The sequence below is a fragment of the Microbacterium sp. Root280D1 genome (genome assembly GCF_001428975.1).
Taxonomy (GTDB): domain Bacteria; phylum Actinomycetota; class Actinomycetes; order Actinomycetales; family Microbacteriaceae; genus Microbacterium.
The window spans coordinates 304,114-315,969 of record NZ_LMJK01000001.1; the positions used below are offsets into that span (position 1 = coordinate 304,114).

Below are 11,856 nucleotides of genomic sequence, written 5' to 3' on the forward strand. Positions count from 1 at the left end.
GGACCCGGCGACCGGGTGAGATGGGTATGAGGCGATCCTGTTACCGCGGAGTACGCTCGCTCGTGTGGGGCGGATCACGACGCGGAGACCGATACTGAAGCTCACTCTCGGGGAGGGAGCCACTCGGCGTGCCGACACGCTCGCCGTCGAGGAGCCCCTGGAGATCCGGGTCGCAGGCTCACCGCTCGCCGTCACGATGCGCACTCCGGGGCATGACGTCGAGCTCGCGGCGGGGTTCCTCGTGTCCGAGGGGATCATCGCCCAGGCCGAAGACTTCCATTCGGCGATCCACTGCGGTGGCCCCGGCACAGGTGGGCAGGAGAACACCTACAACGTGCTCGACATCAGCCTCGCTCACGGCGTCGCGCTTCCCGACCCCGAGGTCGCTCGGCGCTTCTACACGACCAGCTCCTGCGGGGTCTGCGGCAAGGCCAGCATCGACGCCGTCCGCACGGTGTCGCGGCATCCGGTGTCCGTCGACGATGTCCAGGTCGGGGCCGAGCAGATCGCGTCGTTCCCTGATCGGCTGCGCGCCGAGCAGGCGGCGTTCGACAAGACCGGTGGTCTGCACGCCGCCGCGCTGTTCGACGCCGACTCGGGCGAGCTGCTCGTGCTGCGCGAAGACGTCGGGCGTCACAACGCCGTCGACAAGGTGGTGGGGTGGGCGCTGCTGAACGACCGGCTTCCCCTGCGTCGGCAGATCCTCCAGGTCTCGGGCAGGGCGAGCTTCGAACTGGTGCAGAAGGCCGCGATGGCCGGCATCCCCCTGCTCAGTGCCGTCTCGGCCCCCTCGTCTCTCGCCGCCGAGCTCGCCGAGGAGGCCGGGGTGACGCTCATCGGGTTCGTCCGAGGGCGTTCGATGAACATCTATTCGCACGCGCATCGGGTGCGCCTCGACGGGCTCGCCCCGTCTGCGCACGCCGAAGAAGGGGCACGCCATGCTCGATAGCCAGGGACCCATCGGCACCGCGTTCGGGCTGATGCCCGCCGAGCCGCGTCAGGGCGGATACGGCCCTCGCACCGATCGACCGTGGTCGCGCAAGCCGTACCGGCATCCGGCCGCCGGGTGGGGAGCCGCCGTGTCGGTGGGGCGGGTGGTGCTGGATCAGCGAGAGCCCATCGCCGGACCGCTCGCGATGCTGCAGATGAACCACCCCGTGTCGGGCTACGACTGCCCCGGATGCGCGTGGCCGGACGACCCGGGCAATCTGAAGCTCGACATCTGCGAGAACGGCATCAAGCACGTCACGTGGGAGATGACGCGCAAGCGCGTCGACCGCCGGTTCTTCGCCGAGCATTCGGTCACCGAGCTCGCGATGTGGCCCGATTTCGACCTGGAGGACCAGGGTCGTCTCACCGAGCCGATGGTCTACGACGCCGCCACCGATCACTACGTGCCGATCTCGTGGGACGACGCCTTCGCGCTCGTCGGCGACGAGCTGCAGGCGCTCGACAGTCCCGACGAGGCCGCGTTCTACACCTCGGGGCGTCTGAGCAACGAGGCGACCTTCCTGTATCAGCTGATGGTGCGCGAGTACGGCACCAACAACCTGCCCGACTGCTCGAACATGTGCCACGAGGCCTCCGGACGCGCGCTCAAGGCGTCGATCGCGACCGGCAAGGGCACTGTCGACATGCACGACTGGGACGACTGCGACGCCCTCTTCGTGCTCGGCGTCAACGCGGCATCCAATGCCCCCCGCATGCTCACCGCGCTCTCGGATGCCGTGAAGCGCGGCGCGCAGGTCGTGCACGTCAACCCGCTCGTCGAGGCCGGGGCGACCCGGACGATCGTGCCGCACGACTTCGTCGACATGGCGCGCTTCGCGGCGACGGACACGAGCACCATGAACCTGCAGGTGCGCCCGGGGGGCGATCTGGCGCTGATCCGCGGCATGTCGAAGGTCGTCTTCGAAGCCGCCGCCTCCGACCCGTCGGTGCTGGACAGTGAATTCCTCAGCACCCTCACGAACGGCATCGACGAGTACCGCGCACTGGTCGACGCCACGAGCTGGGCAGATCTCGTCGTTCAGTCCGGCCTCACGGAAGAGCAGATCCGCGCCGCCGCTGCGGTCTATCTGGCCTCGGAGCGCACGATCATCAGCTGGTGCCTCGGCGTGAGTCAGCACGAGCACGGCGTCGACACGGTGCGCGAGATCGTCAATCTGCTTCTCCTGCGCGGCAACATCGGCCGCAAGGGGGCGGGCCCGTCGCCGATCCGCGGACACAGCAACGTGCAGGGCAACCGCACGTGCGGCATCGATCACCGGCCGACGGAGGCGTGGCTCGACCGCCTCGCGGAGGTCTGTCGCATCGAGCCGCCGCGGCATCCGGGGCTCGACACCGTCCGCACGATCGAGGCGATGCACGACCGGCGCGTGAAGGTGTTCGTCGGCATGGGCGGCAACTTCGTGCTCGCTGCGCCCGACACCCCGTTCACCGCGCAGGGGCTCGAGAAGTGCCGCCTGACGGTGCAGGTGAGCACGAAGCTGAACCGCAGCCATCTCGTGCATGGCGAGAAGGCCCTGATCCTGCCGTGTCTCGGCCGCACCGAGCGTGACCAGCAGGCGCAGGGCCCGCAGGGCGTCACCGTCGAGGATGCGATGAGCATGGTGCACCTCTCGAGGGGACGCAAGCAGCCGGCCTCCGCCTATCTGAGGTCGGAGCCGGCGATCATCGCCGGCATCGCGAAGGCGACCCTGCCGCACACGGCGACGCCCTGGGATTGGTACGTCGGCGACTACGACAACATCCGCGATGTGATGGCGAAGGTGCTGCCGGGGTTCGAGGGCTTCAACGACCTGATCCGCGACCGGCACGGGTTCCGCATTCCGCAGCCCGCCAGGGACCGCGTGTTCGAGACGCCGTCGGGCCGTGCCGAATTCTCCCTGGCTCCACTGCCGAACGTCATCCCCGAGTCCGCCGACACCCTCGTGCTGCAGACGGTGCGCTCGCACGACCAGTGGAACACCACGATCTACTCCAACGACGACCGGTACCGAGGCGTCAAGAACCTGCGCGAGCTCGTCTTCCTGCACGAGGACGACATGCGCGATCGCGGCCTCGTCGAGGGCGATCTGGTCGACATCGTGTCGACGTCGAAAGACGGGTCGACACGGATGCTGAAGGCGTTCCGCGCGGTTCCGTACGACCTGCCGCGCGGCAGCGCCGCCGGGTACATGCCGGAGATGAACGTGCTGATCGGTCGCAATGACTTCAGCGTCCAGAGCGACCAGCCGCTGATGAAGAGCATCCAGGTGACGGTCTCGCGCGCGAGCGCGTGAGGGCGCTCGCCTGACTCAGACCTCGGCGGTCACTGACTGAAGCGCGTGCACGACGGGGGCCAGCTCGGGCTGCGTGACCGCCTCGCCGAGAGCACGCTCGAGGGTCTCGTCGTGGATCGGATGCGCGTTCTCGTAGAGCGCCAGGCCGGCCGGGGTGAGCTCGGTGTAGATGCCCCGACGGTCGTCGGCGCAGAGGATGCGGGTGAGCAGCCCGCGGTCTTCGAGCCGTGTCACGAGACGCGTCGTGGCGCTCGGGCTCAGCGCGGTCGCGCGGGCGAGCTGCTGCATGCGCATGTGCCAGCCGTCCTGTCTGCTGAGGGCGTCGAGCACCGTGTACTCGACGACGGACAGGCCGACGGATGCGCCCAGTGCCTTCTCGAGGTCGGCCTCGATGATCCCGTGCAGAGCGGCGAGCGTTCGCCAGCCGCGTGCCCGGATCTCGACGGCGTCGTCTGAGATGCCCACAGTGACCTCCGAAGTAGTTGCTTGCGCGGGATAGTTGCGTATGCAATGATTATCCCTCGTGACGCAATATCCCGCGTCTGCAAATACTTTAGCAGAGGACCACGGAGCACACCCATGCCACTCGGACTCATCGCACTCGCCATCGGCGCCTTCGGGATCGGACTCACCGAGTTCGTGATCATGGGGCTCCTCCCCGACGTCGCCGCGGACTTCGGGGTCACCGAGGCCACGGCCGGCTGGCTCATCTCGGGCTACGCGCTCAGCGTGGTCGTCGGTGCACTCGGCCTCACCGCCGCAACGACCCCTCTGCCCCGCAAACCGGTGCTGCTCGGCCTCGTCGTGCTGTTCATCGTCGGCAATGCGATCACCGCCCTCGCCCCCGACTACACGACCGCCATGATCGGACGCATCGTCGCGGCGCTGTGCCATGGAGCGTTCTTCGGCATCGGATCCGTCGTCGCCGCCGACCTCGTCGCCCCCGAGAAGAAGGCGCGGGCGATCGCGATCATGTTCACCGGCCTCACAGCGGCGAACGTGTTCGGTGTTCCGTTCGGAACCTTCCTCGGACAGCAGTTCGGCTGGCGGTCGACGTTCTGGGTCATCTCCGCCATCGGCATCGTCGCCTTCGCGGGCATCGCCCTGCTGGTCACGGCACCGAAGACGGCAGGCCAGCAGGTGAGTCTGCGCGGCGAGCTCCGGGCCTTCCGGTCCGGACAGGTGTGGCTCTCGCTCATCGTCACCGCGCTCGCCTTCGGCGGCATGTTCGGCGCCTTCACCTACATCGCCTACACGCTCACCGGGGTCACGGGCTTCGCAGACACCACGGTGCCGTGGCTGCTCGTGCTCTTCGGCGCCGGGCTCGTCGCGGGCAACTGGATCGGCGGACGCCTGGCCGACCGATCGATCGACCGCACGCTGCTGATCTTCATCGCGGCTCTGGTCGTCGTGCTCGTGTTGTTCGGCTTCTTCGCCTGGTCGCAGCCCGTGACCATCGCGATCCTCGTTCTGATGGGCGCGTTCGGATTCGGCACGGTTCCGGGGCTCCAGAGCCGCATCATGCACTACGCCGGCGGTGCACCGACCCTCGCCTCCGGCGCCAACATCGGCGCCTTCAACGTCGGCAACGCCCTCGGTGCGTGGGCGGGCGGCCTCGGCATCACCGCAGGACTCGGCTACACCTCGCCGATCTGGATCGGGGCCGCGATCACCGCATCCGCCCTGGTCCTCATGGTGATCGCCGTGGTCGCAGCCAGGAAGCCGTCGCCCGCCCCCACCGGCACGCTGCAGACCGTCCCCGCGTGACCACCCGATTCGCGGAGAGAGAAAGAAGCACGAGCATGAACGCTCCCATCGTCCCCACACTCACCCTGAACAACGGCATCGAGATGCCCCAGCTCGGATACGGCGTGTTCCAGGTGCCGGATGCCGAGACCACGGCCGCCGTCGCTGCCGCCCTCGACGCCGGGTACCGCAGCATCGACACCGCGGCGATCTACGGCAACGAGGCCGGCGTCGGGCGTGCGATCGCCGAGTCGGGCATCCCTCGCGATGAGCTGTTCGTGACGTCGAAGGTATGGATCTCCGACCACGGATACGACGCGGCCCTGCGCGCATACGACGCGTCCCTCGAACGGCTCGGCCTCGATCACCTCGACCTGTACCTGATCCACTGGCCGACGCCCGCTCTGGCGACGTACCCCGAGACCTGGCGTGCGCTCGAGAGCCTCTACGCGGACGGGCGCGTACGAGCCATCGGCGTCTCGAACTTCGAACCCGAGCACCTCGCGCGCATCGCCTCAGAGGGTGGCGTCGTGCCCGCCGTCAACCAGGTCGAGCTCCACCCGGCGCTGCAGAACCGAGCGGTCGCCGAGGCGAACGCTCAGCGGGGGATCCTCACCGAAGCATGGAGCCCGCTCGCCCAGGGCGCCGTGCTCTCCGATCGCTCGGTCGTCGAGATCGCCGAGCGGCACGAGCGGACGCCGGCCCAGATCGTGCTGCGCTGGCACCTGCAGCAGGGACGCATCGTGATCCCCAAGTCGGTGACCCCCGCTCGCATCGCCGAGAACCTCGACGTGTTCGGGTTCGAGCTCACCGACGACGAGCTGGCCGCGGTCGACCGCCTCGAGCGCGACGGTCGCACCGGCCCCCACCCCGCCGCGTTCAACGGCTGAGGTCCTCGGGGCGGACTGCGGGCGCAGTGGTCACTGCGCCCGCATGAACTCCTCGGCCGCCTGCACCTGAGCGGCGGAGGGGCGGATGCCGGTGTACAGCACGAACTGCTCGAGGGCCTGCAGGGTCGCCACCTCGGCGCCCGTGATGACGGTCTTCCCGGCCGCGCGCCCGGCGGAGATCAGAGGCGTCTCCGCCGGCAGGGCGACGACGTCGAACACGACGGATGCCGCCGCGATCTGCTCCTCGGTGAACGACAGCTCGTGCTCGTCCGCGCCTCCCGCCATGCCGATCGGCGTGATGTTCACGATGATGTCGGCGGTGGCGGCATCCGCATCCGCCGTCCAGGCGAAGCCGTAGAGATCGGCCAGCCCTCGACCGCGCTCTTCGTTGCGGGCCGCGATCGTGACGCGGCTGAATCCGGCGTCACGGAAGGCGGCGGCGGTGGCCTTGGCCATCCCGCCTGAGCCCCGCAGCAGCACCGATGATGCAGGGTCGAGCGAGTTGCGCTCGATCAGCTGGGCGATCGCGCTGTAGTCCGTGTTGTATGCGGTGAGCACCCCGTCATCGTTCACGATCGTGTTCACCGAGTCGATAGCCGTCGCCGAAGGGTCCATGCGGTCGACGAGCGCGATCACGTCTTCCTTGAACGGCATCGAGATCGCGCACCCGCGGATGCCGAGACCGCGCACGCCGGCGATCGCCTGGCCGAGGTCGGTCGGGGCGAAGGCCTTGTAGATCCAGTTCAGGCCCAGCTCCTCGTAGAGGAAGTTGTGGAATCGCGTGCCGTTGTTGCTCGGGCGTGCAGACAGCGAGATGCACAGGGTCATGTCCTTGTTCAGCATGGTCACCGCACCAGGCTACTCGCGCAGTCCGTCCCGTCATTGCCACCGATGACGACGATCGTCAACCCCCCTTGGCGGGATCGAACGGACTCCCCTAGGGTGAAGGTGCATGCACAGGGGATTGATCGTCTCCGTCTTCCCCAGAGACGGGCTGCCTTCCCCAGAGGCAAAGGCGATCCGTGCATGCGATTGGGCCCTCTCGAGTAGTTCTGTCCCCAACGGACTGCTCGAGAGGGCCGCTGTCGTTTGTCTCCATCGCACAAATTTCTAATCTGTCCCCCAAATGGGGGACAAAAGCAGGCGCGAGGGGTTAGGCTGGAATCTGACGCACCCTCCGGTCGTCTTCGGCCCTCATCGCTCCCCCCGCGGTGAGGGCCACACCATTTTCTGAGGGTCTCCATCTGCCCTGTCATGTGACCGCGGACGACCGCTCATGCAACATTTGGGTTACGGGCTGACATCAGGACTTCCGCTCAGCGCGTGCTCCACTAGCGTGGAGCACGTCGGGGCATCCTGCGTCGGCTTCTTTCCAGCAGAACAGGCAGTACATGAGCACCCAGGGCACGGTTAAGTGGTTCAACTCGGAGAAGGGCTTCGGCTTCATCTCCCCCGACGACGGCGGCGCTGACGTTTTCGCGCACTACTCCGCCATCGAGTCATCCGGCTACCGCTCTCTTGAAGAGAACCAGCGAGTCGAGTTCGACGTGGCGCAGGGCCCCAAGGGCCTGCAGGCTGAGAACATCCGTCCGCTCTGAGAGCGGACGTCATAGAACTCCCCGACCGGAGGTCTGCACTCGTTGCGACTTCCGGCGGGGAGTTCTGTGCTTTCCGGCCGGAATACCCCGGCCGGGTGGCCTCCGGTCGGCCGAGATCAGTTGAGCAGCAGCGCGCGCAGTTCGTCGGCGGATGCGGCGCGGAACGCGGCCTCGTCGCCTTCGTGCGTGTCGCTGAAGCCCCACTCGACGAAGATCACCGGCACTCCGTTGGCGTTGCCGCCCTCGACGTCGTGATGGCGATCTCCGACCAGCACGGGGCGTGAGATGTCCGCCCCGCGCTCGGCCAGACGGCGCAGCGCCTCGGCGACGATGTCGGTCTTCGACGCGAGCGTCGCCTCGTCGGGCGTCGCACCCACCGTCGTCAGGAAGTACGGGCGCAGTTCGAAGAAGTCGACGATCGCATCGACCTGGATCTCGGGCTTCGAGCTGGCGGTCGCCTGAGGCACCCCTGCCGCGTGCAGATCGCGGATGATCTCGGGCACGCCCGGGTAGGTCGCGACATCGGTCGTGTATCCGTCGGCCTTGCCGAGTGTCCGATAGAAGGTGACCGCCTCGGTCGCCTGCTCGGGGGTCATCGCCGCCTGCGCCTGAAACGACTCGAACATGGGCGGCCCGATCCAGTGCACGAGCTGTTCGCGCGTGGGAGCAGGGTGACCGAAGTGCGTGAGGGCGACGTTCAGACGGCGCAGGATGCCGACCGACGCGTCGGCGATCGTGCCGTCGACGTCCCAGAGCACGCACGAATAGGGGGAAGAAGCCATACCTTCCAGCCTATGGGCAGTGCACGACGCGACCGACCGCGGTGGACATCTGTGCAGATGGCCTCAGAACAGGCGGGGGATGCCGGACTCGATGCCCTTCATGTCGTCGTAGTCGAGCACGAGGCAGCGGATGCCGCGGTCCTCGGCGAGCACCCGCGCCTGCGGCTTGATCTCCTGCGCGGCGAAGACGCCCTGCACCGGCGCGAGGTGCGGGTCGCGGCCCAGCAGCTCGAGATAGCGGGTGAGCTGCTCGACGCCGTCGATGTCTCCGCGCCGCTTGATCTCGACAGCGATCGCCGCGCCGGCGGCATCCCGCACGAGCAGGTCGACGGGACCGATCGCGGTCGGGTACTCGCGGCGCACCAGGGTCGCGCCGTCGGAGATGCGCTCGACCTGCTCGGCGAGCAGGCGCTGCAGATCGGCTTCGACGCCGTCCTTCTGCAGACCGGGGTCGACGCCGAGGTCGTGGTTGGTGTCGTGCAGGATCTCGTAGATCTGCACGCGGAGCGCGTCGCCGGTCTTCTTGTGCGTCACTCGCCATACTTCGGTGACACCGGCGATGGACTCCTCCTCGCCGGGTTCCTCGGCCGCGAGGGAGCACGGCGGGCTCATCCAGTTCAGCGGCTTGTAGCTGCCGCCGTCGGAGTGCACGAGCAGACTCCCGTCTCCCTTGTGCACGAGCAGACGCGTGGCGAGCGGGAGGTGGGCATTGAGGCGGCCCGTGTAATCCACGGAGCAGCGGGCGATGACGAGACGCACCCGTCGAGCCTACTTCGTCGGGTCGACTCGTTCTGCTGATGTCAGCATCAGCGCCGAAGTTTCCACATCTGCGGCGGATCGACTCCCGTCGTCGATTACATCGGACTGGATCCTGACATTCTGGGCGGACAGGTCAAGGATGAGGAGATGACGGTGTCGATAGAGCTGGTGACCATGATCGTGACCGTCGCGACCACGCTGCTGGGGCTTGCCGCAGGCTTCGGATGGATGATCACGCGCACGGATGCGCGGTTCGAGATGTTCGAGCAGCGCATGGACGCGCGGTTCGAGAAGTCCGAGCAGCGCATGGATGCGAGGTTCGAGAAGGTGGACGTCGAGCTCGGAGAGGTGAAGATCGCCATCGCCCGACTCGAAGGCCCGGCGCCACGTCTGCTTGTCGCCCGCTGATCTACGAGGCTGACTTCGCGGTGACCGGCGGCGTCGACATCTCGTCCTTGCGGAGCGGGCGCGCGGCACCCGAGAACAGGCCGGACAACACGACCAGGCCGACGAGGATGTAGAGCGTGTTGAGCAGTCCGATGTGCTCGCTGATGAAGCCGAGCACGGGCGGGCCGCCCAGAAACGAGATGTAGCCGATCGTCGCGGCTGCGCTCACTCGCGCGGCCGCCTTGGCGGGGTCGTCTGCGGCGGCGGACATGCCGAGCGGGAAGCCGAGAGAAGCGCCCACGCCCCACAGCGCTGCGCCCACGAAGACGAGAGGAAGGCTGGGGGCGAGGATGAAGATCAGGATGCCGGATGCGGCGGCAACCGCGAGGATGCGCAGCACGGCGACGCGGCCGAACCTGTCGACCAGTGGGCCTCCGAAGACGCGGACGACGGTCATCGCGACCGAGAACGTTGCGAGCGCGGCGGCGCCCAGTGCGGTACCGCCTCCGTGGTCTTCGGCGACGCCGAGGGCGAGCCAGTCGTTGGCACCGCCCTCTGCGAACGACATGCCGAGCATGACGACGCCGATCGCATAGGTGCGCGGCTCGCGCCAGGCGGACATCGCGACGTGCATCCGCTCTCGCCAGCGCGGCTTCTCTGCGTCGTTGGCCGCGGGGTCGAGTGCCTCTTCGCGTCGCGGCACGTTCGCGATGCTGGCGATGCCGATGGCGGCGATCGCGACGGCGATCACGAGCGTATGGGTGAAGACGTCGATGTGCAGCTGTGCGGCAAGCGCCCCCAGCCCGGCGCCGATCACGGTGCCGAAGCTGAAGAAGGCGTGGAAGAGGGGCAGGATCGTCTTGCCCGAGTGCTGCTCGATCGCGGTGGCCTCGACGTTCATCATGACGTCGACGCAGCCGTTGCCGAGTCCGAACAGCACGAGACCGATCAGCACCACGGAGTACGAGCCGAGGACGTTGGCGCCGATGCCGATGAGGGCCACGCCCGAGGCGAAGGTGAAGATCGACACCATCATGCCGAGGCGCGCGCCGGTGCGTGCCATGATCGCGGGGCTGGTCGAGATGCCGATGATCGAGGCGATGCCCGCGCCGAGCAGCAGCATGCCCACCTGAGCCTTGTCGACCTCGAGGGCGAGCTTGATGTCGGGGACACGGGACGCCCAGGTCGCGATCGAGAGACCGCTGGCGAGGAAGATCGCGAAGATCGCGGTGCGCCAGCGCACGTACTGCGATCGGGAGAGAGCCGTGTCCATGCGGATCAGCATATCGAATCGATTCGATGATCGGGAAGCCGGGGAGCTATCCTCGGAGTATGACGAGCCACGACAGCCCGCGCCGAGCGACGATCGCCGATGTCGCACGCGAGGCGGGAGTTGCCACGTCGACGGCATCCGTCGTCTTCAGCGGCAAGGCCAACGTCGCACCGGCCACGCGCGAGCGGGTGCTCGCCGCAGCGGCGGCTCTCGGGTATGCCGGTCCCGACCCGCGCGCCGCATCGCTGCGTCGAGGACGCAGCGGTATCGTCGCGGTCGTTCTCGAGGGGCACCTGCGTGCGGCGTTCCTCGACCCGGTGACCACCGCCATGATGGACGGCCTGACCGATGGGATGGCCGAGCTCAGTGCCGGCATCCTGCTGATGCGCGACGAGCCGGGCGACGACGAGTCGTCGCTCTCGAACGCACCCGTCGATGCGGTCGTGCTGATCGGGTGCTCGGGGCGCGCCAAGGCGTCGCTCGACATCGTGCGCAGCCGAGGCCTGCCGGTCGTCGTGATCGAGGGTGACGCGGGGGAGGGCATCCCGAAGATCCTGCTCGACAACTCTGCGGCGGCCGCGGACGTCGCACGTCACCTGCGCGACCTCGGACACCGCGACGTCGCACTCGTCACGCTGCCGCTCGACACCCGTCGCGAGCGGGGACCGGTCACTCAGGAGCGAATCGACGCGGCGACGGTGGATGTGACCATCGATCGCCTCACCGGCATGCGCGAGATCTTTCCCGCCGCGCCCGCGATCTCGGCCGGAGGCAGCTTCATCGACGAGGGGCTCCTCGCCGGACGGCATCTGCTGGCGGATGCCGAGACGCGGCCGACGGCGATCCTCGCTCAGAGCGATCTGATCGCCGTCGGCATCATTCGAGCCGCGGAGGAGCTGGGACTGCGCGTGCCCGAAGACCTGTCGGTCGCGGGTTTCGACGGGATCGCCGCCGATGGGCTCGGCGACCTCGTGCTCACGACCAGCGTGCAGCCGGCGGTCGAGAAGGGGCGCGCCGCAGGGGAGCAGGTCGCGCGGATGCTCCGAGGAGAACCCGGCCAGACCCTGCACCTCACGTGCCGGTTCCGCGAGGGAACGACCACCGCGGCACCAACCCGCTGACCGGGTCGCTGCGGTC

At 68.1% G+C, this 11,856-nt stretch carries 12 protein-coding genes; 7 read left to right on the plus strand and 5 right to left on the minus strand.

The window, feature by feature from the left end:
• Positions 1 to 64 precede the first annotated feature (64 nt).
• Positions 65 to 949: a formate dehydrogenase accessory sulfurtransferase FdhD gene (gene fdhD / locus ASE34_RS01605; protein ID WP_056275793.1), complete on the plus strand. Its 885-nt coding sequence runs from the start codon at positions 65 to 67 to the stop codon at positions 947 to 949.
• Complete coding sequence (locus ASE34_RS01610) at positions 939 to 3,284, plus strand: FdhF/YdeP family oxidoreductase (protein WP_235567409.1); 2,346 nt, start codon at positions 939 to 941, stop codon at positions 3,282 to 3,284. Before fdhD ends, ASE34_RS01610 begins: the two co-directional genes overlap by 11 nt.
• Before the next feature lie 15 nt (positions 3,285 to 3,299).
• Here ASE34_RS01610 and ASE34_RS01615 read toward each other — a convergent pair whose 3' ends face one another.
• Positions 3,300 to 3,749 (minus strand): MarR family winged helix-turn-helix transcriptional regulator, encoded by a 450-nt coding sequence (locus ASE34_RS01615; protein WP_056275797.1) that lies wholly within the window; start codon positions 3,747 to 3,749, stop codon positions 3,300 to 3,302.
• 114 nt (positions 3,750 to 3,863) lie between these two features.
• Here ASE34_RS01615 and ASE34_RS01620 point away from each other — a divergent pair, with 114 nt between their 5' ends.
• Both ASE34_RS01620 and ASE34_RS01625 read left to right on the plus strand, forming a co-directional pair.
• Entirely contained in the window at positions 3,864 to 5,051 is a 1,188-nt protein-coding gene (locus ASE34_RS01620; protein ID WP_056275801.1) for an MFS transporter, read from the plus strand.
• Between the two features lie 35 nt (positions 5,052 to 5,086).
• Positions 5,087 to 5,920: an aldo/keto reductase gene (locus ASE34_RS01625; protein WP_056275805.1), complete on the plus strand. Its 834-nt coding sequence runs from the start codon at positions 5,087 to 5,089 to the stop codon at positions 5,918 to 5,920.
• A gap of 30 nt (positions 5,921 to 5,950) precedes the next feature.
• Here the strand turns inward: ASE34_RS01625 and ASE34_RS01630 are convergent, their stop codons facing one another.
• Positions 5,951 to 6,769 (minus strand): shikimate 5-dehydrogenase, encoded by an 819-nt coding sequence (locus ASE34_RS01630; protein ID WP_187249130.1) that lies wholly within the window; start codon positions 6,767 to 6,769, stop codon positions 5,951 to 5,953.
• A gap of 542 nt (positions 6,770 to 7,311) precedes the next feature.
• Between ASE34_RS01630 and ASE34_RS01635 the strand changes: the two genes are divergently transcribed.
• Positions 7,312 to 7,518 carry a cold-shock protein gene (locus ASE34_RS01635; RefSeq protein WP_042540947.1) on the plus strand — a complete coding sequence of 69 codons (207 nt, stop codon included), beginning with the start codon at positions 7,312 to 7,314 and terminating at the stop codon, positions 7,516 to 7,518.
• A 116-nt stretch (positions 7,519 to 7,634) separates the two neighbouring features.
• Here the strand turns inward: ASE34_RS01635 and ASE34_RS01640 are convergent, their stop codons facing one another.
• The gene (locus ASE34_RS01640) at positions 7,635 to 8,300 is read right to left on the minus strand and encodes an HAD hydrolase-like protein (protein ID WP_056275809.1); all 666 of its coding nucleotides are present in this window, start codon (positions 8,298 to 8,300) and stop codon (positions 7,635 to 7,637) included.
• Positions 8,301 to 8,363: 63 nt separating this feature from the next.
• Positions 8,364 to 9,059 carry an endonuclease NucS gene (gene nucS, locus ASE34_RS01645; RefSeq protein ID WP_056275812.1) on the minus strand — a complete coding sequence of 232 codons (696 nt, stop codon included), beginning with the start codon at positions 9,057 to 9,059 and terminating at the stop codon, positions 8,364 to 8,366.
• A gap of 147 nt (positions 9,060 to 9,206) precedes the next feature.
• Here nucS and ASE34_RS01650 point away from each other — a divergent pair, with 147 nt between their 5' ends.
• A complete protein-coding gene (locus ASE34_RS01650; RefSeq protein ID WP_056275813.1) occupies positions 9,207 to 9,467 on the plus strand; it encodes a hypothetical protein in 261 nt (86 codons plus the stop codon).
• Position 9,468: 1 nt separating this feature from the next.
• Here the strand turns inward: ASE34_RS01650 and ASE34_RS01655 are convergent, their stop codons facing one another.
• Positions 9,469 to 10,719, minus strand: a complete 1,251-nt coding sequence (locus ASE34_RS01655; protein WP_082586525.1) for an MFS transporter — start codon at positions 10,717 to 10,719, stop codon at positions 9,469 to 9,471.
• A gap of 59 nt (positions 10,720 to 10,778) precedes the next feature.
• On the opposite strand from ASE34_RS01655, the gene ASE34_RS01660 reads away from it, so the two are divergent.
• Complete coding sequence (locus ASE34_RS01660; protein WP_056275816.1) at positions 10,779 to 11,840, plus strand: LacI family DNA-binding transcriptional regulator; 1,062 nt, start codon at positions 10,779 to 10,781, stop codon at positions 11,838 to 11,840.
• The last annotated feature ends 16 nt before the right edge of the window (positions 11,841 to 11,856 follow it).

Coding starts and splice junctions, on each gene's coding strand:
- ASE34_RS01640 (WP_056275809.1), bottom strand. CDS start 8,300: ATGGCTTCTTCCCCCTATTCGTGCGTGCTCTGGGACGTCGACGGCACG.
- ASE34_RS01660 (WP_056275816.1), top strand. CDS start 10,779: ATGACGAGCCACGACAGCCCGCGCCGAGCGACGATCGCCGATGTCGCA.
- ASE34_RS01635 (WP_042540947.1), top strand. CDS start 7,312: ATGAGCACCCAGGGCACGGTTAAGTGGTTCAACTCGGAGAAGGGCTTC.
- ASE34_RS01655 (WP_082586525.1), bottom strand. CDS start 10,719: ATGGACACGGCTCTCTCCCGATCGCAGTACGTGCGCTGGCGCACCGCG.
- ASE34_RS01610 (WP_235567409.1), top strand. CDS start 939: ATGCTCGATAGCCAGGGACCCATCGGCACCGCGTTCGGGCTGATGCCC.
- ASE34_RS01625 (WP_056275805.1), top strand. CDS start 5,087: ATGAACGCTCCCATCGTCCCCACACTCACCCTGAACAACGGCATCGAG.
- ASE34_RS01650 (WP_056275813.1), top strand. CDS start 9,207: ATGACGGTGTCGATAGAGCTGGTGACCATGATCGTGACCGTCGCGACC.
- ASE34_RS01620 (WP_056275801.1), top strand. CDS start 3,864: ATGCCACTCGGACTCATCGCACTCGCCATCGGCGCCTTCGGGATCGGA.